Consider the following 21,300-nt stretch of genomic DNA (forward strand, 5'->3'; position numbering starts at 1 on the left):
GGAGGCGCCCATGAAATTCATTCACCAGCGCGAGCACCTCAACGAAGACGACATCGTCGTCATCCAGTGCTCGCAAACCTGCAACATCCGTTTGATGAGCGACGCCAACTTCCGCAGCTTCAAAAATGGCGGTCGTCACTCTTACCACGGCGGCGCTTTCGACACGTTCCCGGCGCGTATTACCGCGCCGAGCACCGGTTTCTGGAACATCACCATCGACACCGTCACCACCCGGGCAATCAGCGTTACACGCAAACCGACGCTGACGCATTCGATCAAGATCATCCGCCGCTCCAGCTCCAAACTCAGCTGAGCCGCCCCGCCCACACAGACAGGTATTCATGACCGTGGCCCAAACGACCAAATACGTCATCAAGTACAAACTCAACGGTGAACGCCGCTTCGAGTTCGCGCAGCTGGAAAACGGCACCGCCGAAGAAGCCAAAGCTGCGCTGGACGCGATCCACGACCAGAGCGAAGACGTGATCAGCGAGATCGCCGTCAGCAAAGCGCTGTAAGACTGCGGCAGGAATTCAACCGCAAGCGGCGGAGTGATCTGCCGCTGGGGCCTGCCTAGACTGACCGCCTCGACCTTGAGTCAAGGAGTCAGCATGTCGATGTCACCCTCCCGACTGGATGCGCTCGACTGGGCCAGCCTGGAACAGCAACTGGATCAGGACGGCTGCGCGATCATCCGTTCGCTGCTGCATGCCGAGAGCTGTGATCGCTTGAGCGGCCTGTATCCGCAGACCGAACCCTTTCGTTCGCAGGTCATCATGGCCCGCCACGGTTTCGGTCGCGGCGAATACAAGTACTTCCGCTATCCACTTCCTACGACCGTAGAACGTCTGCGCACTGCGCTCTATCCGCGCCTGGTGCCAATCGCCAACCGCTGGCACGAACGGATGGGCCTGCCCACTCGCTTCCCGCCGACCCACGCAGCATTTCTGCAGAGCTGTCATAGCGCCGGGCAGTTACGCCCTACTCTACTGTTATTGCAGTACGGCCCACAGGACTACAACTGCCTGCATCAAGACCTGTATGGCGAACGGGTTTATCCGCTGCAAGTGGCAGTTCTTTTGTCAGAGCCCGGGCACGACTTTACCGGCGGCGAGTTTGTGCTCACCGAGCAACGCCCGCGCATGCAGTCCCGGCCGCAAGTGCTGGACTTGAAGAAAGGCGACGCGGTGATTTTTGCCGTCAACCAACGTCCGGTCAAAGGCGTGCGCGGTGACTATCGGGTGACCATGCGTCATGGTGTCAGTCGCCTGCACAGTGGAAAAAGGCATACCCTAGGCATCATCTTTCACGACGCCACATAACCGCCATGCAGCCTCACACGTTCGATTTGTTCGCTGACAACGAACCCGCACAACAATCACGCGCCGAACAGATCGGCGAACAATCGTGGGTGCTTCGCGGGTTTGCCCTGCCGCTTATCGAGCAATTGCTGCCGGCGCTGGATGCCATTCTTGTCGCCGCCCCGCTGCGCCACATGGTCACACCGGGCGGCTTCAGCATGTCGGTGGGCACCAGCAGTTGTGGGGAGCTGGGCTGGATAACCGATCGCAGCGGCTATCGTTACTCGCGTGTCGATCCGCTCAGCGGATTGCCCTGGCCGCAGATGCCAGCAGTGTTTGCTGAGCTGGCGCATGCGGCGGCGCTGGAATCGGGGTTTTCCGACTTCAAGGCAGATTCCTGCCTGATCAACCGATATGTCCCCGGCGCGAAGATGTCATTGCATCAGGACAAAGACGAAAACGCCTACGCGGCGCCGATCGTTTCGCTGTCGCTAGGGTTGCCGGCGATGTTTCTGTTCGGCGGATTCGCTCGAAGCGACAAGAGCCAGCGAATTCCTTTGCTGCATGGCGATATGGTGATCTGGGGCGGCGTCGATCGTTTGCGCTTTCATGGGGTTTTGCCGATCAAGCAGGGTCGGCATCCACGACTGGGTGAACAACGGATCAATCTGACTTTTCGCGTTGCTGGATAAGCAGCAAAAGTTTGACCGCAAGGCCCGGAGTGTTGCGTCCACCCACGCTGGTTAACCTGAATCAAACAGGTCAACGGATTATCCACCATGAAAACGCTTTCAACCCGCGTCAACGCTGAAGACGATCCACGTTGGGCCGCCGTGGTAGCGCGGGATCCAAGGGCAGACGGGCAATTTGTCTATGCCGTGAAAACCACTGGCATTTACTGCCGCCCGAGCAGTCTTGCGCGGTTGCCGAAACCACAGAATGTCGAGTTCTTCGACACTGCCCAACAGGCTGAAGCCGCCGGTTATCGCCCCAGCAAACGAGCCAGCAAGGATCAGAGTGACGTGAGCGCTCAGCATGCCGCCACGGTGGCGACAGCCTGCCGCCAGATCGAGTCCGCCGAAACCTTGCCGGCACTCAACGAACTCGCTGAGAAAGCCGGGTTAAGCCCCTTTCATTTCCACCGTGTATTCAAAGCCGCGACAGGACTGACGCCCAAGGGTTACGCCAGTGCGCACCGCTCGCGCAAAGTCCGTGAACGTCTGGCGGACGGAGGTTCTGTGACCGATGCGCTGTATGACGCGGGTTTCAATTCCAACAGCCGTTTTTATGAAGCCGCCGATCAGTTGTTGGGAATGAAGCCCGGCGACTACCGCGCCGCCGGGCGGAACAACGACATACGTTTCGCCGTTGGGCAATGTTCACTCGGGGCGATTCTGGTGGCACAGAGCGAACGCGGCGTTTGCGCGATCCTGCTAGGCGACGATCCTCACCAACTGGTGTGTGACCTCCAGGACCAGTTCCGCAAGGCGAACCTGATTGGCGCCGACTCTGGATTTGAACAGTTGATCGCCAAAGTGGTGGGTTTTATCGAGACACCGGCCATTGGCCTGGATTTGCCGCTGGATGTGCGCGGCACGGCTTTTCAGGAACGCGTCTGGCAGGCGCTTCGGGAAATTCCGCTCGGCAGCACCGCCAGTTACACCGAGATTGCCCAGCGCATCGGCGCGCCGACCTCCATGCGCGCCGTGGCTCAAGCGTGCGGGGCCAACCGCCTGGCAGTGGCGATCCCTTGCCACCGCGTGGTGCGCAGCGATGGCAATCTCTCGGGCTACCGCTGGGGGGTGGAGCGCAAACGGCAATTGCTTGAGCGCGAGACGCAGCCTTAGCGACTTAATCAGCGATTGACGTCAACCACAACCCGTCCGCGAAGTTGTCCGGCCAGTAGTTTTGGCGCGGCTTCAATGACTTCGCTCAAGGCGATTTCATGACTGATCAATGGCAGCAAAGTGAAGTCCAGATCCCGGGCCAGACGATCCCACGCTTCAAGGCGACGCGCCTTGGGTTGGGTCACGCTGTTGATACCCGCCAAGGTGACACCACGCAAAATGAACGGCGCTACCGACGCTGGAAAATCCATGCCCTGCGCCAGACCGCACGCGGCGACGGTACCTTCTGCACGCGTACTGGCGCAGGCATTGGCCAACGTATGGCTGCCGACCGAGTCGATTACCGCTGCCCAGCGTTCCTTGGCCAGCGGCTTGCCCGGTTCGGAGAGGGTCGCGCGGTCGATGATTTCGCTGGCGCCCAACTGCTTCAGGTATTCATGCTCGGACACCCGGCCGGTGGACGCCACTACTCGATAGCCTAGCTTGCTCAGTAGCGCGATAGCGAAACTGCCGACGCCGCCGTTAGCGCCAGTGACGAGTACCTCGCCCTGCTCCGGGGTCACACCATTACGTTCGAGCGCCAGAATGCACAGCATTGCAGTGTATCCGGCGGTACCGACGGCCATCGCCTGTGCTGCCGTAAAAGCCTTGGGCAGTGGAATCAGCCAGTCACCATTGAGCCGTGCCTTCTGCGCCAGGCCACCCCAATGGCTTTCGCCGACGCCCCAGCCATTGAGCAGCACCTGGTCGCCCACTTTATAGTCAGGATGGGAACTGACTTCGACCGTGCCCGCCAGATCAATCCCCGGCACCAGCGGAAATTTGCGCACCACCGGGCTGCTGCCGGTAATCGCCAGACCGTCCTTGAAATTCAACGTGCTGTAGGCGACGTTGACCGTCACATTTCCCTCGGGCAGTTGTTCTTCGTTGATCTGTTGCAGGTTGGCGCGGTAACCGTTGTCGTCTTTATTGATCAAAATACCGTTGAACATGATGGCCTCTCATGGAAGGGTTTGCGGTAGTCATGCCATTCAAATAGCACATCGCAACAGGTTGCCACACTCGACTTTCCGCCAATCGGCGAATCCCCGCCAACAACTTTGGCAATCAGCGTACCCGAGGTTTTCACAGCGGCTCGCAATTCCTGAACCATTCATTTGGCGGAGGCAGATTCCGTCAACGCTGAAAATCTGAATGTGACGTTCTGTATTTCAGAGTGGCCCTTTATCCGGTTTTACTGTTAAAAAACCGGCTCTACCGTCCCTGCCCCGTTTTATCGTTCGGAGAACCGCTCCCATGAGCCCATGGCCAGATACCCGCATCGTCGACTTGCTCGGCATTGAACTGCCAGTCATTCAGGGCCCGATGGCCGGTGCCACGAACTCATCCATGGTGATTGCCGTTTGCAACGCCGGCGGCCTCGGGTCGATGCCGGCGGCATTGCTGAGCATCGAGCAGTTGCGCGAAGAACTGAAGACAATTCGTCAGCACACCGACAAGCCTTTCAACGTGAATTTTTTCTGTCACCAGCCGCCCGCAGCCGATGAGCAGCGGGCGCGCGACTGGAAGAATCTGCTGGAGCCGTACTATCGCGAACTGGGCGTCGACTTCGATGCGCCAACACCCGTGTCCAACCGGGCGCCGTTCGATGCGGCGGCGTGCGAAGTGCTGGAGGAATTCCGGCCTGAGGTGGTGAGTTTTCACTTCGGCCTGCCGGAAAAATCCTTGCTTGATCGAGTGAAGGCCACCGGCGCAAAAATCCTCTCTTCTGCAACCACCGTCGATGAAGCGGTCTGGCTGGAGCAGAACGGTTGCGACGCGATCATCGCCATGGGCTATGAGGCCGGAGGCCATCGCGGGATGTTTCTCAGTGATGACTTGAGCAGCCAGGTCGGTACGTTTGCTCTGGTGCCGCAGGTAGTCGATGCAGTGAAAGTGCCGGTGATTGCCGCCGGGGCGATTGCCGATGCCCGCGGTGTTGCGGCGGCGTTCATGCTGGGCGCTTCGGCAGTACAGGTCGGCACCGCGTATCTGTTCACCCCCGAAGCGAAAGTCAGCGCCTCGCATCACAAGGCATTGCGCACTGCCAAGGAAAGCGAAACAGCGATCACCAACCTTTTCACCGGACGTCCCGCTCGCGGCATTCTCAACCGCGTCATGCGTGAACTGGGGCCGATGTCGCCGAAAGCACCGGCATTTCCATTGGCCGGTGGGGCATTGATGCCATTGCGTGCGAAAGATGACGCGCAGTTCGCCAACCTGTGGGCCGGTCAGGCCTTCACACTGGGCAAGGACATCAGTAGCGCCGAGCTGACGCGGCAATTGGCCGAAGGTGCGTTGGCTAAGCTGACTCGTCGTTGACGTGTGAACAGCGTGAGGAAGCAAAGGTCTTTACCCTGATTTCCAGCAGAGCTTCCCGTTTGGCGGCATTTCGCTATATATTTCGCTATATAGCGATTTCACCTCTGCATCGGCGCAGTCCATTCCAATAAGAACTGCCCTCTGCACCGCCAATAACGGAGCTGTTACATGACCATTCTTGCCTCACGTTTTGCCCCTGCCTGCCTTGCATCCTTGCTGGCGGTCTTCGCCATTGGCGCAGTTCAGGCTGACGAAGTACAGGTAGCGGTTGCAGCCAACTTCACCGCTCCGATCCAGGCCATCGCAGCCGACTTCGAAAAAGACACCGGGCACAAACTGGTCGCAGCCTATGGCGCCACCGGCCAGTTCTATACCCAGATCAAGAATGGCGCACCGTTCGAGGTGTTCCTCTCGGCCGACGACACCACCCCGGAAAAACTCGAAAAAGAAGGCGACACGGTTAAAGGCTCGCGCTTCACCTACGCCATCGGCACTCTGGCGCTGTGGTCGGCGAAGGACGGTTACGTCGATGCCCAGGGTGAAGTGCTGAAGAAGAACGCATACCAGCACCTGTCCATCGCCAACCCTAAAGCCGCGCCATACGGCCTGGCCGCCACACAGGTATTGGAAAAGCTCAAGCTGACCGAAGCCACCAAAGCCAAAATCGTTGAAGGCCAGAACATCACTCAGGCCTATCAGTTTGTCTCCACCGGCAACGCCGAACTGGGCTTTGTGGCGCTGTCGCAGATCTACAAGAACGGCAAAGTCAGCAGCGGTTCGGCGTGGATCGTCCCGGCCAGCATGCATGACCCGATCAAACAGGACGCGGTGATCCTCAACAAAGGCAAGGACAGCGCGGCAGCCAAGGCACTGGTTGAATACCTCAAAGGCCCGAAAGCCGCTGCGGTGATCAAGTCTTACGGTTATCAGCTCTAAATGTCGCTGACGAGTGCTGATTTCGCGGCGATCTGGCTGACACTGAAACTGGCGTCCCTGACCACCGTGATCCTGTTGATTGTCGGCACTCCGATTGCCCTGTGGCTGTCGCGCACCCGCTCGTGGCTGCGCGGCCCGATCGGGGCGATTGTCGCCCTGCCCCTTGTGCTGCCGCCGACCGTCATCGGCTTCTATCTGTTGCTGATGATGGGGCCACACGGCTTTCTCGGCCAGTTCACCCAATGGCTGGGGCTCGGCACCCTGACGTTCAGCTTCACCGGACTGGTGATCGGTTCGGTGATCTATTCCATGCCTTTCGTGGTGCAACCGTTGCAAAACGCGTTCTCGGCGATCGGCACCCGCCCGCTGGAAGTGGCCGCGACGTTGCGCGCCAACCCGTGGGACACGTTTTTCAGCGTGATCCTGCCGCTGGCCCGTCCCGGCTTTGTCACTGCGGCGATCCTGGGCTTCGCGCATACCGTCGGTGAATTCGGCGTCGTGCTGATGATCGGCGGCAATATTCCCGACAAGACCCGCGTGGTCTCCGTGCAAATCTATGACCACGTCGAAGCGATGGAATACGCCCAGGCTCACTGGCTGGCGGGCGCGATGCTGGTGTTTTCGTTTCTGGTGTTGCTGGTGCTGTACTCCAGCCGTAAAACCCGCGCGGGCTGGAGCTGATCAATGATTGATGCACGTCTTCAACTGGCTTACTCAGGCTTTAGCCTGGATGTCGATCTGCACTTGCCGGGGCGTGGCGTCACCGCACTGTTCGGCCATTCCGGTTCGGGCAAAACCACCTGCCTGCGTTGTATTGCCGGGCTTGAGCGCGCCGACCACGGTTTTATCCGGATCAACGAAGAAGTCTGGCAGGACAGCGAAAACGGGATTTTCGTCCCGCCGCACAAACGCGCACTGGGTTATGTATTTCAGGAAGCCAGCCTGTTCCCGCATTTGTCGGTGCTGGCCAATCTGCAATTCGGCCTCAAGCGCATCGCCAAGTCGCAGCGTCGCGTAGACATGGCGCACGCCACCGAACTGCTGGGGATCGGTCATTTGCTCGAGCGGCATCCGCAGCATTTGTCCGGTGGCGAGCGTCAGCGTGTCGGCATCGCCCGCGCGCTGCTGACCAGTCCGAAATTGCTGCTGATGGACGAGCCACTGGCCGCGCTCGACAGCCAGCGCAAAAACGAAATCCTGCCGTATCTGCAACGCCTGCATGACGAACTGGATATTCCGGTGCTGTACGTCAGTCATGCGCAGGATGAAGTCGCTCGTCTGGCCGACCATCTGGTGTTGCTCAACGATGGCAAGGCCCTGGCCAGCGGCCCGATCGGCGAAACCCTCGCCCGTCTGGACTTGCCGATGGCAATGGGCGATGACGCCGGCGTGATCATTGAAGGTCAGGTCAGCGCCTACGATGCGGAATATCAGTTGCTGAGCCTGCAACTGCCGGCCACCGAAATGAACATCCGCGTCACTCATGCACCGATGGCCGTGGGCCAGGCCTTGCGCTGCAAGGTACACGCGCGCGACATCAGCCTGGCCCTGCACAACGACGCTTTCAGTAGCATCCTCAATCGCCTGCCGGTGACCGTGATCAGCGAGCAAGCGGCAGACAACGCCGCCCATGTGCTGATCCGTCTCGACGCTGGCGGCACTCCGCTGCTGGCACGCATCACACGGTACTCGCGCGACCAACTGGGTGTGCGTCCGGGTCAGCAACTCTGGGCGCAAATCAAGGCAGTCGCAGTGCTCGCCTAAATCCGTTGGCACGACGGCATCAGTGCGCGGTCAATCGTTTTACAGACCGCCGCGCCAACGAAGGAAGCCGCCATGCCCGACACCGTGCTGACCGATACACTGCCATCCGACCTGCATTACGTCGATGACACACAGCCCGGCATCACCCGCAAAAAACTGCGCGGCAAGTTCAGCTACTTCGAACCGTCGGGCCAGCGCATTACCGATCCCGACGAAATCAAACGCATCAACGCCCTCGCCGTGCCGCCGGCTTACACCGACGTGTGGATCTGTCTCGACCCACGCGGCCATCTGCAAGCCACCGGCCGCGATGCCCGTGGCCGCAAGCAATACCGCTATCACGCGCGCTGGCGCGAAGTGCGCGACGCCGACAAGTACTCGCGGCTGCGCGAGTTCGGTCTCGCGCTGCCGAAGTTGCGCAAACAGCTGGAAACCTTGTTGGCTGCCCCCGGATTCAGCCGCGACAAAGTCATGGCCACGGTGATCACCCTGCTCGACGCCACGCTGATCAGGGTCGGCAATACGCAGTACGCGCGCGACAACCGCTCCTACGGCCTGACCACCCTGCGCAGTCGGCATGTCGAGGTTAACGGCAGTGCGATCCTGTTCCAGTTCCGGGGCAAGAGCGGCATCGAACACCAAATCACCGTGAAAGATCGACGCCTGGCGCGGATCATCAAGCGCTGCCTGGAGCTTCCTGGCCAGAACCTGTTCCAGTATCTGGACGAAAACGGCGAGCGGCACACCGTCAGCTCCTCCGACGTCAACACGTACCTGCAAACCCTTACCGGTGCCGATTTCACTGCCAAGGACTATCGCACCTGGGCCGGCAGTGCCCTGGCACTAGCGGTTTTACGCGAGCTTAAACACGAGTCCGAAACGGAAGCCAAACGGCACGTGGTGGAAATGGTGAAGGGTGTCGCCAAACAGTTGGGCAACACGCCAGCGGTGTGCCGCAAGTGCTACATCCACCCGGCGGTGGTGGAAAAATTCATGCTCGGTGCCCTCGCCGAATTACCGCGCCCGCGCGTGCGCAAAGGCCTGCGCGCCGAGGAAGTGGCATTGGCGATGTTTCTCGAACGCATGAGCGAGATAACGGCTACACCTTGATCGATTGCGCGTCGTCCTCTAGGCTAGCCACCTTTCCCCTCCTCAGGACGACCGCAGAAGTGAACAACTCAGCCCTCTGAAAATGTAATCGCGACACGCCGCAAACGGCGCTTGTCAGTTTTCACGACATTTTTCTGGAGGTGCCGATGACTCACGTCTCGCGTACGCCCGCACTCGTCTCGCTGAATCAACTGGGTTTTCAATTCGCCAATGGCGAGACGATTTTCAACGACCTGAATCTGAAATTCGATCATCTGCCGACCGCTATCGTCGGACGGAACGGTGTCGGCAAAAGCGTACTCGCGCGGCTAATTGCCGGGCAGCTACGGCCCACAACCGGCAGCGTGGTGAGTTCTTTTACTGTGCATTCCGTCTCACAAAATTTCGTCGCACCACCGGGGCAAACCGTGGCCGACGCAACGGGCGCGGCCTCCCTTCTGGCGGCCCTGGGGCGACTCAACCTGGGGCACGCCAGTGCCGGGGATTTCGACATCATTGGCGAACGCTGGGATTTGCCGGAACGCTTGCGCCAGTTACTCGATGAGTGCGGACTGACCGACATCGCTGCGAACGATCTGACGGCCAACCTCAGCGGCGGCCAGCAAGCCAGGATCGCCCTGATTGGCGCGCTGCAGAGCCCGGCACAATTACTGGTGCTGGATGAACCGACCAATCATCTCGACAGCGCGGGCCGGCAGTGGCTGACGAAAAAACTCGAAGAATGGCGCGGTGGCTTGATCGTCGTCAGCCATGACCGGCAGTTGTTGGAGCAAATGCGCAAAATCGTTGAACTCACGCCTTTGGGCGCCAGCGTCTTCAGCGGTTGTTATTCGGAATTTGCCGAACAACGCCGAATCCATCAAGCCGCTGCGCAAGCTCAATTTGATCAAGCCCGGATCGAACGCCAGCGCGAGCGTTCGAGACTGCAACGCGAGCACGATGCGATCCAGCGCCATGCTGCCGGCAGCCGGCATAAAGCTGAGACTGCCAACGTGGCCAGCTTCGAACGAGTGGCCGCTAAAGCGGCTGCGCGAGAAATCATGGGCAAGGTGCGCCACGGGCATCAGGCTCGTAAATGCGATCTGGATACTCGTGTGCGCGACGCTTATGCGAACGTCGTGCCCGCCGACGGGGTGCTGATCAACTTGCCGGGCAGCGTCGTGCCGAGCAAGCGTCAGGTCTGCACACTGGTCGATGCGTGCCTGCCATGGCTGCCGATTGGTGCGCCTTCTACGCGGGTGAGCCTCGCCATCCACGGGCCGATGCGCATTGCCGTCAGCGGCCCCAACGGGTGTGGCAAATCGACTCTGCTGAACATCCTCGCCAATGAGCTGAGACCTGTGTGCGGTGAATGCCTGACCCACGTGCCTTTTGCGTTCATCGATCAACAATTGACGCTGCTGGATGAGCGGACATCCATCCTTGAGCAACTGAAGGCACAACAAACACCATTGGACGAAGGCACCTTGCGCAGCTATCTGGCGCATCTGCAACTTAATGCGCAGCGCGTCACCTTGCCCTGTGCCTCACTCAGTGGCGGTGAACGCCTGAAAGCCGCGCTGGCCCTGGCATTGTGGCGCCAGACGCCGGCGCAATTGTTGCTGCTTGATGAGCCGACCAATCATCTTGATCTGGCATCCGTGGAAGCTTTCGAGCGGGCATTGCAGACATTTCCCGGGGCGATCGTCGCCGTTTCCCACGATCAAACGTTTCTACGCGCCTTAAACCCGACCCACGATTTGATTTGGCATCCGCTAGGTTGGCACCTGCAACCGACGAGTTGACCTGTCTATTTTTTGCACGATCGCCGGGGGCTTCTATAGTTGATGTGACACGAATCAGCTGCGGTGGCGCCATGGAAGACATTTTCGTCGTGAAGCGTTGCAACAAGATCATTATTCACGGTCGACGCGCCGAGGACAGCCAGCATGATCCCGCCGAAGCCATTGGCTGGTTCCGCATTTGCGATACCCGAACAGGCGGCTTCATCGGCGATGGCTACGACGCGGAAGCAGACGCTCGGCGCGAATGCACACGTCTCAATGCAGTCAGTTCGCCCATTCCGGCCCGCGAGTCTTCCGGCTGATGCCGAGCAGAAGCGGGTCTATACTGAAACCAGCTGATGGAGCGGCGCCCCAACGGCAGAAGGCTCGCAAATAGCGGGCTTTTTGCTGCCGCTCAGCGGTTTCACGAACGGAGGTGTTCCATGTCCGAAAAAGAGTCCATCACCACCCTCCTCACCCTGCTCGACGCCCGGCAGGCGCGCCTCGCGGCCGCTTGCAAAGAGATCGCCGACTGGGTCGATCACCAAGGCGGACACCCGACCGCCCTGCGCATCCGCGATCGCCTGAACGACATCGAGAAAGACGCGCCGCTGATTCGCAACACGCTGACAGCGCTCAAGCCAATCGATCGGCCGCTACCTCGGTTCAGATAGCACAGGTTGGCAATAAGGCTTCATACGCGGTGACGCTTGTGCCACCGCGGCGTCGCCTGTGCGGCATTTATATTCTTCGCTCAGGGATTTGGTTCTTTTCACATAACCATCACATCTAAGCGCTTACAGTGAAATTACTCCTTTAGAAAGTCCCCCTCTCACCCGCCCGCATGCGGGTGTTTTTTTGCCTGCAGTTCCACTCACCGAACGGCGCTATCTACGAGTTGTCATAACCTGTACACGTCACGAAGGAGACGGTCCATGGTTATCCATTTCAACGTCGAAGGGCATCTGGCCTGCGGCCACAAAGGCAAGCAACTCACTGCGAGCAAGGAACTCAATCGCGTGAAGTGCCGCAGTTGCCGTAATACCGATGCCTACAAACAGGCGAGAAAAGATCAACGCAATGCAGCCCGACGTAGCGCACGGCACGCAAAAACCACTCATGGCGCAACAAACTGGCGCGCAGAATGGATCGAGCGGCTCACGGCGATGGCCGGGCTTCAACGCTTGCCTCGTGGATTTGCCGGGCAGGCATTTGTTTAGAGCGGGATAAAAAATGGGCCGAGCAAGTCGGCCCATTTTTGCGTTAGTTGTTACTCAGAAGACAGTTTCGCCAGGGATCTATCTCGCAGCGAGAATCTCCTCAAGAAAATCAATAAACACATTGATCCGGCTAGACCCCCGGTGATTGGGCAAATACAGCGCATTGATGCAACTGCTCGCACTGCCGGGATTGACCTCATAGTGTTCCAACAATCGGGTGAGTCGCCCTGCCGCGACGTCGTCGCGCACCAGCCAATCGGCCAGCAATGTCAAGCCGCCGCCCGCTATTGCTGCTTCGCGCAGAATATCGGCGTTATTGCTTTGCAGACGACCGTGAACGTTGAGCTGGATGGTTTCTTCGTCGTCCTGAAAGGTCCAGTGCAGGTGGGAGCCTGCATAATCAAAGCGCAGGCATTGGAGTTCGAGCAGGTCGCGGGGATGACATGGCGTCGGGTGCCGAGTCAGATAATCCGGGCTGGCCACGACCCAGCGCTGGAACGCCCCTACCCGCTTGCTGACGATATCGTCGCTGACCACCGAGGAGCCGAGGCGCACGGAAACATCGATCTGCTCACTCAAAAGATCACTGACCTGGTCGCTCAACGACAGGCTGATTTCCAGCCCCGGATGACGCTCCAGCAGGCGACTCAAATGCGGCGCAATGATGCGCCGGCCAAACTCGACGGGGACGCTGATTCGCAATCGTCCTTGCGCCTCGCTGCCACGATCGGCGACGACCGCGTCGGCCTCATCGATGGCATCGAGAATGGCCACGGCTTTCTCGAAATAGGTTTGCCCGGCGACAGTAACGCTGGTATTGCGAGTCGTGCGGTTGAGCAGGCTGGCGCCGAGCTCGTTTTCCAGGCCTGCCACCTGGCGCGTCAGCCAAGCACTTTCTTTGGTGGCGATCACCGTGGCTACGTGGATTACCCGGTTGCGCCGGCGACGCCACAAGAGTGACTTTCTTTGGGCCTACAAGGCAGGAGCCAATGGTGACGTTACAAAAAATCACGTGGGCTATGGCTCGACGAAGGATATGACTATTTGCGAGTGAATCGCGGTGCACAGTCCATATTATGGCGGGCAAAAAAATAAGGGCTCGCATGAGAAATCTCATGCGAGCCCTTGATATTCATGGTGCCCGAAGCCGGAATCGAACCGGCACGCCCTTACGAGCGGGGGATTTTAAGTCCCATGCGTCTACCAGTTTCGCCATTCGGGCGGTAGCGCGGTGTAGCTCATTTCAACTGCCGAGTCGCGATCCTGACAGGATGCACGCTAAGCAGCAGAGCGGGAAATATATACATCACTTCCCGGTGAAGCAAGTTCGCAATGGCCGTATTCAAGACAAAATCTTGCAGCGCACCGGAAATAAAAAAGCTCCGTAAATCATGGATCTACGGAGCTTGTTTATAGTGGAGGCCGAGGTCGGAATCGAACCGGCGTAGGTGGATTTGCAATCCACTGCATAACCATTTTGCTACTCGGCCTCAAAGCATCTGCTGTCAGTAGCACAACAACAAACACGTACAAATTGGAGCGGGAAACGAGACTCGAACTCGCGACCCCGACCTTGGCAAGGTCGTGCTCTACCAACTGAGCTATTCCCGCTTGGTGTGGCGCATTCTATAGATTTCAGAAGCCCCGTCAACCCTTTGATTCAAAAAAGTTTTATTTCTTTTCAACATCGGTTTTCAGATGTGGCCAGGCAGCGCGAAGGTATTGAACCATCGACCACAAAGTCAGACCTGCCGACACCATCAGCAAGGCATAACCGAGGATCACCCAGAAACTGAAGTCTTTCGGATTGGCCAGCAGAATGACCAGCGCCAGCATCTGCGCAGCGGTTTTCCATTTGCCTAGATTCGATACAGCTACATGAGCACGGGCGCCGAGTTCGGCCATCCATTCACGCAATGCCGATACGACAATCTCACGACCGATGATCACGGCAGCCGGCAGCGTGAGCCAGAGATTGCCGTGTTCTTGCACCAGCAGTACCAGCGCCACCGCGACCATGAGTTTGTCGGCGACCGGATCAAGAAAAGCGCCGAACGGAGTGCTTTGTTCCAGACGGCGGGCCAGATAACCATCCAGCCAGTCGGTGGCTGCCGCAAAGGCAAACACCGAGGCGGAGGCCATGTAACTCCACTGGTAAGGCAGATAGAACAGCAAAATGAAGATCGGAATGAGCAGGACGCGTAGAACGGTAATCAGATTAGGGATATTCATCGGCACAACTGGCTACGAGGTGAAGGGGCATTCTACTCGCTATGCAGGTTTGCATAAATCGACTCTGCGAGCTTTTTACTGATCCCCGGGGCTTTGGCGATCTCTTCGATGCTTGCACGAGACAGCTCCTGCAATCCACCAAAATGTTTCAACAAGTCGCGACGTCGGGTCGGCCCGACGCCGGCAACGCCTTCCAGTGTGGACGTGCGGCGGGTTTTCCCGCGGCGTGCGCGGTGTCCGGTAATTGCGAATCGGTGGGCCTCATCGCGGATCTGCTGGATCAAGTGCAATGCGGGTGAGTCGCCGCGCAAGGTGAACTCGTGCGCGGCATCATTCAGATACAAAGTTTCAAAGCCGGCCTTGCGGGTTGCGCCTTTGGCCACACCGAGCAAGATCAGATCCGGGACTGCAAGCTCATTGAGAACGTCACGGGCCATCGATAGCTGCCCCTTGCCACCGTCGACCAGCAGAATATCCGGTAACTTGCCCTCGCCGTCCTTGAGCTTACTGAATCGTCGCGTCAGCGCCTGGTGCATGGCGGCATAGTCGTCACCTGCCGTGACACCTTCGATGTTATAGCGACGGTAATCCGACTTGATTGCGCCCTCCGGGCCAAAGACCACGCAGGACGCGACCGTAGCCTCGCCGCTGGAGTGACTGATGTCGTAGCATTCCAGACGCTGTGGCGGCTCATCCAGGTTCAACACCTCAGCCAGTGCATCAAAACGCGCTGCCGTGTGCTGCCGATTGGCAAGGCGTGCGCCCAACGCCTGTTCTGCGTTGGTGACGGCCAGTTGCTGCCAGCGCGCGCGGGTGCCGCGCACCCGATGACTGATGGCCAATTCTCGACCGCGCAGCTCACTAATCGCCTCGATCAGTGTCGGGAAGTCCTCATGCACGACGTTAACAATCAGTTCGCTCGGCAGGTCGCGCTCCGGGCTGCTGATGAAATACTGCCCAAGAAACGCCGCCATGACTTCAGAAACGTCTTCTTCAATCCCGACTTGCGGGAAGAAATTCTTGCTGCCCAGCACGCGTCCGCCACGGACACTGATCAGATGCACGCAGGCACCGCCCGGGTTGACGAAGGCAGCGATGACGTCAATATCACCCGTGCCCCCTTCCATGCTTTGCTGGTCCTGCACGCGGCGTAGCAGCGCGATCTGATCACGCAGCTCGGCGGCACGCTCGAACTCAAGGTTGATCGCCGCCTCTTCCATTGCCGTGGACAGCTCATTGGTCAGCGCATGACTGCGCCCTTCAAGAAACATCACCGAGTGGCGCACGTCTTCGGCATAAACATCAGGCTCGACCAGCCCGACGCAAGGTGCCTTGCATCGCTTGATCTGATATTGCAGACATGGGCGAGTGCGGTTCTTGTAGTAGCTGTCTTCACACTGACGAACGAAAAACGTCTTTTGCAGCAAACTCAGGCTTTCGCGAATGGCGCCGGCACTTGGATAAGGCCCGAAATATTTGCCCTTGGCCTTTTTTGCCCCGCGATGGATGCTTAAACGCGGGAACTGTCCATCTGACAGAAAAACATAGGGATAGGATTTGTCGTCGCGTAGCAGGATGTTGTACGGCGGCCGCCATTCCTTGATCAGTGTCTGTTCAAGCAGCAGCGCTTCCGTTTCGTTGGCGGTGATGGTCGTTTCGACCTGAGCAATGCGACCAACCAATGCAGCCGTTTTCGGCGCCAGCCCGGTCTTGCGAAAGTAACTCGCCAAGCGCTTCTTAAGGTTTTTGGCCTTGCCGACATACAACAGGCGCGCATCGCTGTCGAACATGCGATAGACGCCGGGGCGCCCGCTGACGGTAGACAGGAAGGCGCTGGAATCGAATGTTTCAATCATGGTCAGAGGCTGGCATCAACCATGCCGTGACGAACCGCCAACAGTGTCAACTCGACGTCGCTGCTGATCGAAAGCTTTTCGAAAATACGGTAGCGATAGGTGTTAACGGTTTTCGGCGACAGGCACAACTTGTCGGAAATGATTTGCACCTTCTGACAGCCGACAATCATCAAAGCGATCTGGATTTCACGCTCGGATAAAGCGTCGAAGGGCGAATCGTTGGACGGCTGAAAGGACTTGATCGCCAATTGTTGAGCAATCTGCGGGCTGATATAGCGCTGACCGGCAAAGACCAGGCGAATGGCCTGAACCATCTCCGGCAAACCCGCGCCTTTGGTCAAATAGCCAGCAGCACCTGCCTGCAGCAACCGAGTAGGAAAAGGATCCTCCTCACACACCGTAACCGCGACCACTTTGATGTCCGGATGACTGCGCAACAGTTTTCGCGTGGCTTCCAGGCCGCCGATGCCGGGCATCTTGACGTCCATCAACACCACATCGGGTTTCAACTCTCGGGCCTTGATCAGGGATTCTTCCCCGGATTCGGCCTGGCCCACCACCTGCAAGCCATCAATATCGGCCAGCATCCGTGTAATGCCTGTACGAACGAGATCGTGGTCATCGACCACTAGCACCCTAATCAAGCAGACACCTCGCGATATGGTCTTATTGGGATGCCGGACACCTTAGCAAAAAGTACCGGACAGACCTAGCGGCAAGCATCATTTAAAAAGTTTCAATTCATCATTGAGGGCTTGCCCGCCGTGGGTTTCAGAGCACAGGTGTACCGATATCCAGCTGCATCCGCAGGAAACACTCGTCCTCGCCTTGCACGCGTAGTCCTTTTCTTTCATACAAATATTTCGCCGGGTTATTTTCAAACACGGTGAGTCGCAAAGCCGGGCGCCTTTCCTGATGAGCCATGCCAATAACCTGATCAATCGCCCAGGAACCTGCACCCTGCCGCTGAAAGGCTTCAGCAATCTGCAGTTCACGAATATACAGTGCGCGCGAATCTCGGCTGAGACTGAAAAAACCTGCCGGCACATCATCACGCAATATCAGCCAGTTCTCGCGCCCCAGCCATGCAACATCGAATGCCTCGTCCTGCCACAACAGGTCATGGTGAATGTAGTAACGCAGCATGTTCTGACAAGTAAGGTAGCGCGAAAACGCCAGGTCCTCTGTTGTCGCAGGGCGTGCCTGGAATGTCATTGAGCCTGTTCCACGTAAATGACTCGCCCCTGCCATGCACCGGCGTCACGCCGGGCGACCACGAGAAGATCACCCGACCCCGGCGCCGCAGCAATCAGTGAACCGTCCTCGGACCAAATCGCGCTACGCCCCGCCGACTGCCAACCGCCGGTAAGGCCACTATGGTTGGCCATCAGCACCGCCATCGCATGTTGTCGGGCATAACCCTGCAGCACCGCGGCGTCTGCGTCGTAGCCCTGCTCACTGATTAACACACCCGCAGCGTAAAGGTCGGCGCCTAGATCAGCGGCCGCAGCCGCATGGCTGGCATGAGAGAAATCGGCGCAGACCGCCAGCGCTACCTTATCGTTACCGATGCTCAGGGGTGACCCGCCGAACCCAGCGGCGAAGACCCGCTCCTCGCCCGAGTGCAGATGTTGTTTGCTGTACACCCCAAGCGATCCGTCGGCGCCCAGAACCAGCGCGCCAATCAATACCGCCGAACTGTGTTTCAGTCGAATCGGCATGCCGACGACAGCCGTCACACCCAGTGCGTGCGCCAGATCCCGTAGTAGCTGAAGCACAGCATCCTGTGGATCGATGGCCAATGCCGCAGCCACCTCGCCTTCGTACCCGGTCAGTGACAGCTCAGGAAACACCAGCAACTCCACACCCTGCTCCCCCGCGACCTCGATGAAGCGCATATGGCTGGCAATGTTTGCGGCAAGATCGCCGGCAATGGAAGTAGTCTGGGCGGCTGCAATGTTCAATGTCGACATGATTCAACCTTGGTCATCAGGCAAAACGCTGAGTGTGTCACAACTCATGCAGCGCTCAAGCAATAGGCATTTGGCTAGCCGCGCTATAGCATTTTCTGATTGCTGAGGCGTGTCGGCCTCTAGTAAGCTCGGCGCATTCATCGGAGACAGACCATGTTCAACGCCCTCTCACAGCTTCGTACCGCCAGCGCACTGCGCTCGGTTGCGGCTGCCCGGGCGAATGACGTTTGCGCTCCGGTCAGCTTTTATTTTGGGTATTGGTTTAGCCACTGGCGCGCCTGATACCCAAACGGCGCCCATAAAAACGGGTCGCCTACCAGAGATTTCTCAACCCCCGGTCGGCTTCCCGACCGGGGGTTTTGTTTTTTCAGGCCCAAAATTTTTCAGCAACACATCAGACACCTTGAGGATTTACGCAATGAACTACGCCACTTACTACCGTTACGACAGCTTTAGCGCCTGGCGATTTAGCAGCCTCCGCTCGGGACAGCCTGCCGCCTCCGATCGGTCACCTACAGGTGGCAAACATGCACACGTAGCCAATACGGCCAATTGTCGAACACCCCAGTAGGGCCGAGCGCGCGGGAAAAGCCCGCCGCCAGCCCAGGAAGACCGAATATGAACTCGTCAGTTTCTGCTCTGCCACTGCCCACCCTCGATTCTGCCAACGAAGCACTGACCCTGCGTCTGCCCAGCTCGTTGCAACTCAAACAGCAATTGCCATTGAGCAATGCCTTGAGCCAACAAGTCGCCGCCCACCGCCAAGCGGTTCGCGCGATCCTCAACGGTGAGGACCAGCGCCTGCTGGTAATCGTTGGCCCCTGCTCTATCCACGACCCTCAATCCGCTCTTGAATACGCCGGAAAACTCGCCCGCCTGGCAGAAGAAGTCAGCGATGAAATGCTGCTGGTGATGCGTGCCTACATCGAAAAACCGCGCACTACAGTCGGATGGAAAGGCCTGGCTTATGACCCGCACCTAGACGGTAGTGATGACATGGCCGCAGGCCTGACCCTGTCCCGTGGGCTGATGCTGGAAATGATCCGTCTCGGCTTGCCCGTGGCGACCGAATTGTTGCAACCCATGGCAGCTGGCTACTTCGACGACTTGCTCAGTTGGGTTGCCATTGGCGCACGCACAACCGAATCACAAATCCATCGCGAGATGGCCAGCGGCTTGAACATGCCGGTAGGATTCAAAAATGGCACCGACGGCGGCGCGGCCGTGGCTGTCGATGCCATGCGCTCGGCCTCACACCCGCATCGCCATTTCGGGGTCGACAGCCAGGGACACCCAGCCATCATCCAGACGCCTGGCAACCCTGACACCCATCTGGTGCTGCGCGGCGGACATAAAGGACCGAACCATGATCGCGAAAGCATTGCCAGAATTCACGCCGATCTGGACCGACTGAAGATCCCGAGCCGAATCATGGTCGATTGCAGCCACGCCAACAGCGGCAAAGACCCATTGCGTCAACCTGGCGTTTTCAATGAAGTGCTTGAACAACGCTTACACGGTGATCGCTCACTCATCGGCATGATGCTGGAGTCTCATTTGTTCGAAGGTTGTCAGCCGCTGAGTGCATCGCTGCGCTACGGCGTTTCGATCACTGATGGCTGCCTAGGTTTCAGCGCAACAGAGCGATTGCTGGTCGATGCTGCTAAGCGTCTTGGCGCACACGCCAGACGCTGATTGCGAGACAGGCCCTCCGGCTTATTCAAACTGGAGGGCCGTCAGCGTTACAGCTTGGCCTCTACCTGCACCCGCGTCACTGCGGACTCCTGACTGACATCGTCCAAACGTTCAACCGTGTACGCAACACGCACGGAAGATCCGTGGTGCTCGCGCCAGAAGCGATGTGGAACGATAAAAATCAGCGGCTTTCCTGCGGTTTCCCGGGTGATTTCGCGATCATCCCGATGATTGAAAAAGTCTCCGTCACATTTGAGATAAACCAGCTCACCCTCTTGCGCCTGAGCGTTGCCGATCACGACGGTTACGCCATCAATCGAGTCTTCCGCAAGCAGCACGCCGTCCTCAGCTTCAAGTACATCGGGTGCGTCCAGTTCGCCACGAAGAAACGGGGTGATGAGAATTCTCGTCGGCTCGGACTCACGTGCCACGCCATTGGACTGCTCGACTCGGTAGCGTACCGACACCTCACCACCGAGATTTGCTGCGATGTACTCGGGCGGAACCCAGAAAGACAGCAAATCTGAAACAGCAAAGGTTTCGACCTTCAATCTGTCGTGGAACGATGCGGATGACGCGTCTGCGCACCAGCTCAGTGACACCTGATCGCCTGCCGCCATTCGTGCGTAGGGCTGGAGAGTGACGAGTGCCCCTTCCACGACCCGCGCCGGATCCAGGGCCCCACCGATTGCACCTTCGACGTGCGGGGCAAGCAACTGAGGCCTTGAATCCCCCACTGTCAGTTGCAAGCGCGCAGACGATGCAGGTTCGGGCAGGGCCGCGCTGACAAGTGTCCAGTAGACCTCCAGTGAACCGCCATCCAGGGCCGCGACGTGCATGCCTTTGATAACGAAGACGACGTCTTTGCCTACCTGAGCTTCGCTGACAAAGCGGACCATTTCGTGCTGATAAACAAAACCCTCGACATCCAGCCCCTCCCAACTCATCAGCAACTGATCGCCACACGCCATGTTTGCATAAGGCGCGATACGAACGACGGCCTTGCTCAGGGCGGGATCGAGCACGCTCCCCTGCAGAGAATCAAGCGTTGCTGCTGGCAACTGTTCATGTGCCGTCTTGGGGCTGGCGGGGTGACGCATTCGATAGCAAAACTCGATTTCATGCATGTTCATTCGCAACTCCATTCCCTGGATAAAACGCTGTCTTCATGACGGCGTCGACAGCCAACATTGAACGCGATTGCTGGTGTTCTCGATATCAGCCCGATACACCGCAGCCATG

23 protein-coding genes and 3 tRNA genes are annotated in these 21,300 nt (G+C 58.4%); 15 read left to right on the forward strand and 11 right to left on the reverse strand.

The window, feature by feature from the left end; genetic code table 11:
* Positions 1-10 precede the first annotated feature (10 nt).
* The 5 genes from ACA043_RS16080 (at position 11) to ada (ending at position 3,148) form a co-directional block, all read left to right on the forward strand.
* Entirely contained in the window at positions 11-313 is a 303-nt protein-coding gene (locus ACA043_RS16080) for a DUF1883 domain-containing protein (RefSeq protein ID WP_042559354.1), read from the forward strand.
* Positions 314-341: 28 nt separating this feature from the next.
* Complete coding sequence (locus tag ACA043_RS16085) at positions 342-518, forward strand: hypothetical protein (protein ID WP_497657391.1); 177 nt, start codon at positions 342-344, stop codon at positions 516-518.
* A 93-nt stretch (positions 519-611) separates the two neighbouring features.
* Positions 612-1,322, forward strand: a complete 711-nt coding sequence (locus ACA043_RS16090) for a 2OG-Fe(II) oxygenase (protein ID WP_497657392.1) — start codon at positions 612-614, stop codon at positions 1,320-1,322.
* A 5-nt stretch (positions 1,323-1,327) separates the two neighbouring features.
* The gene (alkB, locus tag ACA043_RS16095; RefSeq protein WP_489879513.1) at positions 1,328-1,993 is read left to right on the forward strand and encodes a DNA oxidative demethylase AlkB; all 666 of its coding nucleotides are present in this window, start codon (positions 1,328-1,330) and stop codon (positions 1,991-1,993) included.
* 87 nt (positions 1,994-2,080) lie between these two features.
* Positions 2,081-3,148 (forward strand): bifunctional DNA-binding transcriptional regulator/O6-methylguanine-DNA methyltransferase Ada, encoded by a 1,068-nt coding sequence (gene ada / locus ACA043_RS16100; protein WP_187679918.1) that lies wholly within the window; start codon positions 2,081-2,083, stop codon positions 3,146-3,148.
* An 8-nt stretch (positions 3,149-3,156) separates the two neighbouring features.
* Here the strand turns inward: ada and acuI are convergent, their stop codons facing one another.
* Entirely contained in the window at positions 3,157-4,140 is a 984-nt protein-coding gene (acuI, locus tag ACA043_RS16105; RefSeq protein ID WP_497657393.1) for an acrylyl-CoA reductase (NADPH), read from the reverse strand.
* Positions 4,141-4,444: 304 nt separating this feature from the next.
* Here acuI and ACA043_RS16110 point away from each other — a divergent pair, with 304 nt between their 5' ends.
* From ACA043_RS16110 to ACA043_RS16150, 9 genes are all read left to right on the forward strand, one after another.
* Positions 4,445-5,509, forward strand: a complete 1,065-nt coding sequence (locus tag ACA043_RS16110; protein ID WP_497657394.1) for an NAD(P)H-dependent flavin oxidoreductase — start codon at positions 4,445-4,447, stop codon at positions 5,507-5,509.
* 168 nt (positions 5,510-5,677) lie between these two features.
* A complete protein-coding gene (modA, locus tag ACA043_RS16115) occupies positions 5,678-6,445 on the forward strand; it encodes a molybdate ABC transporter substrate-binding protein (RefSeq protein WP_497657395.1) in 768 nt (255 codons plus the stop codon).
* Positions 6,446-7,126 (forward strand): molybdate ABC transporter permease subunit, encoded by a 681-nt coding sequence (gene modB / locus ACA043_RS16120; RefSeq protein WP_187679922.1) that lies wholly within the window; start codon positions 6,446-6,448, stop codon positions 7,124-7,126.
* A gap of 3 nt (positions 7,127-7,129) precedes the next feature.
* Positions 7,130-8,209: a molybdenum ABC transporter ATP-binding protein gene (gene modC / locus ACA043_RS16125; RefSeq protein ID WP_497657396.1), complete on the forward strand. Its 1,080-nt coding sequence runs from the start codon at positions 7,130-7,132 to the stop codon at positions 8,207-8,209.
* 72 nt (positions 8,210-8,281) lie between these two features.
* The gene (locus tag ACA043_RS16130) at positions 8,282-9,319 is read left to right on the forward strand and encodes a DNA topoisomerase IB (RefSeq protein ID WP_489879508.1); all 1,038 of its coding nucleotides are present in this window, start codon (positions 8,282-8,284) and stop codon (positions 9,317-9,319) included.
* Positions 9,320-9,465: 146 nt separating this feature from the next.
* On the forward strand, positions 9,466-11,103 hold the full coding sequence (locus ACA043_RS16135) for an ATP-binding cassette domain-containing protein (protein WP_497657397.1): 1,638 nt from the start codon (positions 9,466-9,468) through the stop codon (positions 11,101-11,103).
* A 71-nt stretch (positions 11,104-11,174) separates the two neighbouring features.
* Positions 11,175-11,405, forward strand: coding sequence for a hypothetical protein (locus tag ACA043_RS16140; RefSeq protein WP_187679926.1), 231 nt, complete (start codon positions 11,175-11,177; stop codon positions 11,403-11,405).
* A gap of 120 nt (positions 11,406-11,525) precedes the next feature.
* Entirely contained in the window at positions 11,526-11,756 is a 231-nt protein-coding gene (locus ACA043_RS16145; RefSeq protein ID WP_123449131.1) for a hypothetical protein, read from the forward strand.
* A gap of 261 nt (positions 11,757-12,017) precedes the next feature.
* The gene (locus tag ACA043_RS16150; protein WP_489879506.1) at positions 12,018-12,302 is read left to right on the forward strand and encodes a hypothetical protein; all 285 of its coding nucleotides are present in this window, start codon (positions 12,018-12,020) and stop codon (positions 12,300-12,302) included.
* Positions 12,303-12,380: 78 nt separating this feature from the next.
* Here the strand turns inward: ACA043_RS16150 and ACA043_RS16155 are convergent, their stop codons facing one another.
* The 9 genes from ACA043_RS16155 to ACA043_RS16195 form a co-directional block, all read right to left on the reverse strand.
* Positions 12,381-13,229, reverse strand: a complete 849-nt coding sequence (locus ACA043_RS16155; RefSeq protein WP_497659657.1) for a LysR family transcriptional regulator — start codon at positions 13,227-13,229, stop codon at positions 12,381-12,383.
* 208 nt (positions 13,230-13,437) lie between these two features.
* Positions 13,438-13,524 (reverse strand) — tRNA-Leu (locus tag ACA043_RS16160).
* Positions 13,525-13,718: 194 nt separating this feature from the next.
* Positions 13,719-13,792, reverse strand: a tRNA-Cys gene (locus ACA043_RS16165).
* A gap of 45 nt (positions 13,793-13,837) precedes the next feature.
* Positions 13,838-13,913, reverse strand: a tRNA-Gly gene (locus ACA043_RS16170).
* A 60-nt stretch (positions 13,914-13,973) separates the two neighbouring features.
* Entirely contained in the window at positions 13,974-14,534 is a 561-nt protein-coding gene (gene pgsA, locus ACA043_RS16175; protein ID WP_007950102.1) for a CDP-diacylglycerol--glycerol-3-phosphate 3-phosphatidyltransferase, read from the reverse strand.
* 32 nt (positions 14,535-14,566) lie between these two features.
* Positions 14,567-16,390 (reverse strand): excinuclease ABC subunit UvrC, encoded by a 1,824-nt coding sequence (gene uvrC / locus ACA043_RS16180; protein WP_401263868.1) that lies wholly within the window; start codon positions 16,388-16,390, stop codon positions 14,567-14,569.
* 2 nt (positions 16,391-16,392) lie between these two features.
* A complete protein-coding gene (gene gacA / locus ACA043_RS16185) occupies positions 16,393-17,034 on the reverse strand; it encodes a response regulator transcription factor GacA (RefSeq protein WP_016984198.1) in 642 nt (213 codons plus the stop codon).
* 127 nt (positions 17,035-17,161) lie between these two features.
* Positions 17,162-17,605: a GNAT family N-acetyltransferase gene (locus ACA043_RS16190; protein WP_497657398.1), complete on the reverse strand. Its 444-nt coding sequence runs from the start codon at positions 17,603-17,605 to the stop codon at positions 17,162-17,164.
* The gene (locus ACA043_RS16195; RefSeq protein ID WP_497657399.1) at positions 17,602-18,363 is read right to left on the reverse strand and encodes a carbon-nitrogen hydrolase family protein; all 762 of its coding nucleotides are present in this window, start codon (positions 18,361-18,363) and stop codon (positions 17,602-17,604) included. Before ACA043_RS16195 ends, ACA043_RS16190 begins: the two co-directional genes overlap by 4 nt.
* A 618-nt stretch (positions 18,364-18,981) precedes the next feature.
* On the opposite strand from ACA043_RS16195, the gene ACA043_RS16200 reads away from it, so the two are divergent.
* On the forward strand, positions 18,982-20,058 hold the full coding sequence (locus ACA043_RS16200; RefSeq protein ID WP_497657400.1) for a 3-deoxy-7-phosphoheptulonate synthase: 1,077 nt from the start codon (positions 18,982-18,984) through the stop codon (positions 20,056-20,058).
* 47 nt (positions 20,059-20,105) lie between these two features.
* On the opposite strand, the gene ACA043_RS16205 is transcribed toward ACA043_RS16200, so the two are convergent.
* Positions 20,106-21,191, reverse strand: coding sequence for a hypothetical protein (locus tag ACA043_RS16205; protein ID WP_497657401.1), 1,086 nt, complete (start codon positions 21,189-21,191; stop codon positions 20,106-20,108).
* Between the last annotated feature and the right edge of the window lie 109 nt (positions 21,192-21,300).

The sequence above is a fragment of the Pseudomonas sp. LBUM1648 genome (assembly GCF_059716145.1).

Excerpts from the sequence above, each read along its gene's own strand:
- ACA043_RS16145 (WP_123449131.1), top strand. The coding sequence starts at position 11,526 with ATGTCCGAAAAAGAGTCCATCACCACCCTCCTCACCCTGCTCGACGCC.
- ada (WP_187679918.1), top strand. The coding sequence starts at position 2,081 with ATGAAAACGCTTTCAACCCGCGTCAACGCTGAAGACGATCCACGTTGG.
- modC (WP_497657396.1), top strand. The coding sequence starts at position 7,130 with ATGATTGATGCACGTCTTCAACTGGCTTACTCAGGCTTTAGCCTGGAT.
- acuI (WP_497657393.1), bottom strand. The coding sequence starts at position 4,140 with ATGTTCAACGGTATTTTGATCAATAAAGACGACAACGGTTACCGCGCC.
- ACA043_RS16200 (WP_497657400.1), top strand. The coding sequence starts at position 18,982 with ATGAACTCGTCAGTTTCTGCTCTGCCACTGCCCACCCTCGATTCTGCC.
- ACA043_RS16150 (WP_489879506.1), top strand. The coding sequence starts at position 12,018 with ATGGTTATCCATTTCAACGTCGAAGGGCATCTGGCCTGCGGCCACAAA.
- ACA043_RS16130 (WP_489879508.1), top strand. The coding sequence starts at position 8,282 with ATGCCCGACACCGTGCTGACCGATACACTGCCATCCGACCTGCATTAC.
- ACA043_RS16110 (WP_497657394.1), top strand. The coding sequence starts at position 4,445 with ATGAGCCCATGGCCAGATACCCGCATCGTCGACTTGCTCGGCATTGAA.
- uvrC (WP_401263868.1), bottom strand. The coding sequence starts at position 16,390 with ATGATTGAAACATTCGATTCCAGCGCCTTCCTGTCTACCGTCAGCGGG.
- ACA043_RS16090 (WP_497657392.1), top strand. The coding sequence starts at position 612 with ATGTCGATGTCACCCTCCCGACTGGATGCGCTCGACTGGGCCAGCCTG.
- pgsA (WP_007950102.1), bottom strand. The coding sequence starts at position 14,534 with ATGAATATCCCTAATCTGATTACCGTTCTACGCGTCCTGCTCATTCCG.
- ACA043_RS16085 (WP_497657391.1), top strand. The coding sequence starts at position 342 with ATGACCGTGGCCCAAACGACCAAATACGTCATCAAGTACAAACTCAAC.
- modB (WP_187679922.1), top strand. The coding sequence starts at position 6,446 with ATGTCGCTGACGAGTGCTGATTTCGCGGCGATCTGGCTGACACTGAAA.
- modA (WP_497657395.1), top strand. The coding sequence starts at position 5,678 with ATGACCATTCTTGCCTCACGTTTTGCCCCTGCCTGCCTTGCATCCTTG.
- ACA043_RS16135 (WP_497657397.1), top strand. The coding sequence starts at position 9,466 with ATGACTCACGTCTCGCGTACGCCCGCACTCGTCTCGCTGAATCAACTG.
- ACA043_RS16190 (WP_497657398.1), bottom strand. The coding sequence starts at position 17,605 with ATGACATTCCAGGCACGCCCTGCGACAACAGAGGACCTGGCGTTTTCG.
- alkB (WP_489879513.1), top strand. The coding sequence starts at position 1,328 with ATGCAGCCTCACACGTTCGATTTGTTCGCTGACAACGAACCCGCACAA.
- ACA043_RS16140 (WP_187679926.1), top strand. The coding sequence starts at position 11,175 with ATGGAAGACATTTTCGTCGTGAAGCGTTGCAACAAGATCATTATTCAC.
- ACA043_RS16080 (WP_042559354.1), top strand. The coding sequence starts at position 11 with ATGAAATTCATTCACCAGCGCGAGCACCTCAACGAAGACGACATCGTC.
- ACA043_RS16195 (WP_497657399.1), bottom strand. The coding sequence starts at position 18,363 with ATGTCGACATTGAACATTGCAGCCGCCCAGACTACTTCCATTGCCGGC.
- ACA043_RS16205 (WP_497657401.1), bottom strand. The coding sequence starts at position 21,191 with ATGAACATGCATGAAATCGAGTTTTGCTATCGAATGCGTCACCCCGCC.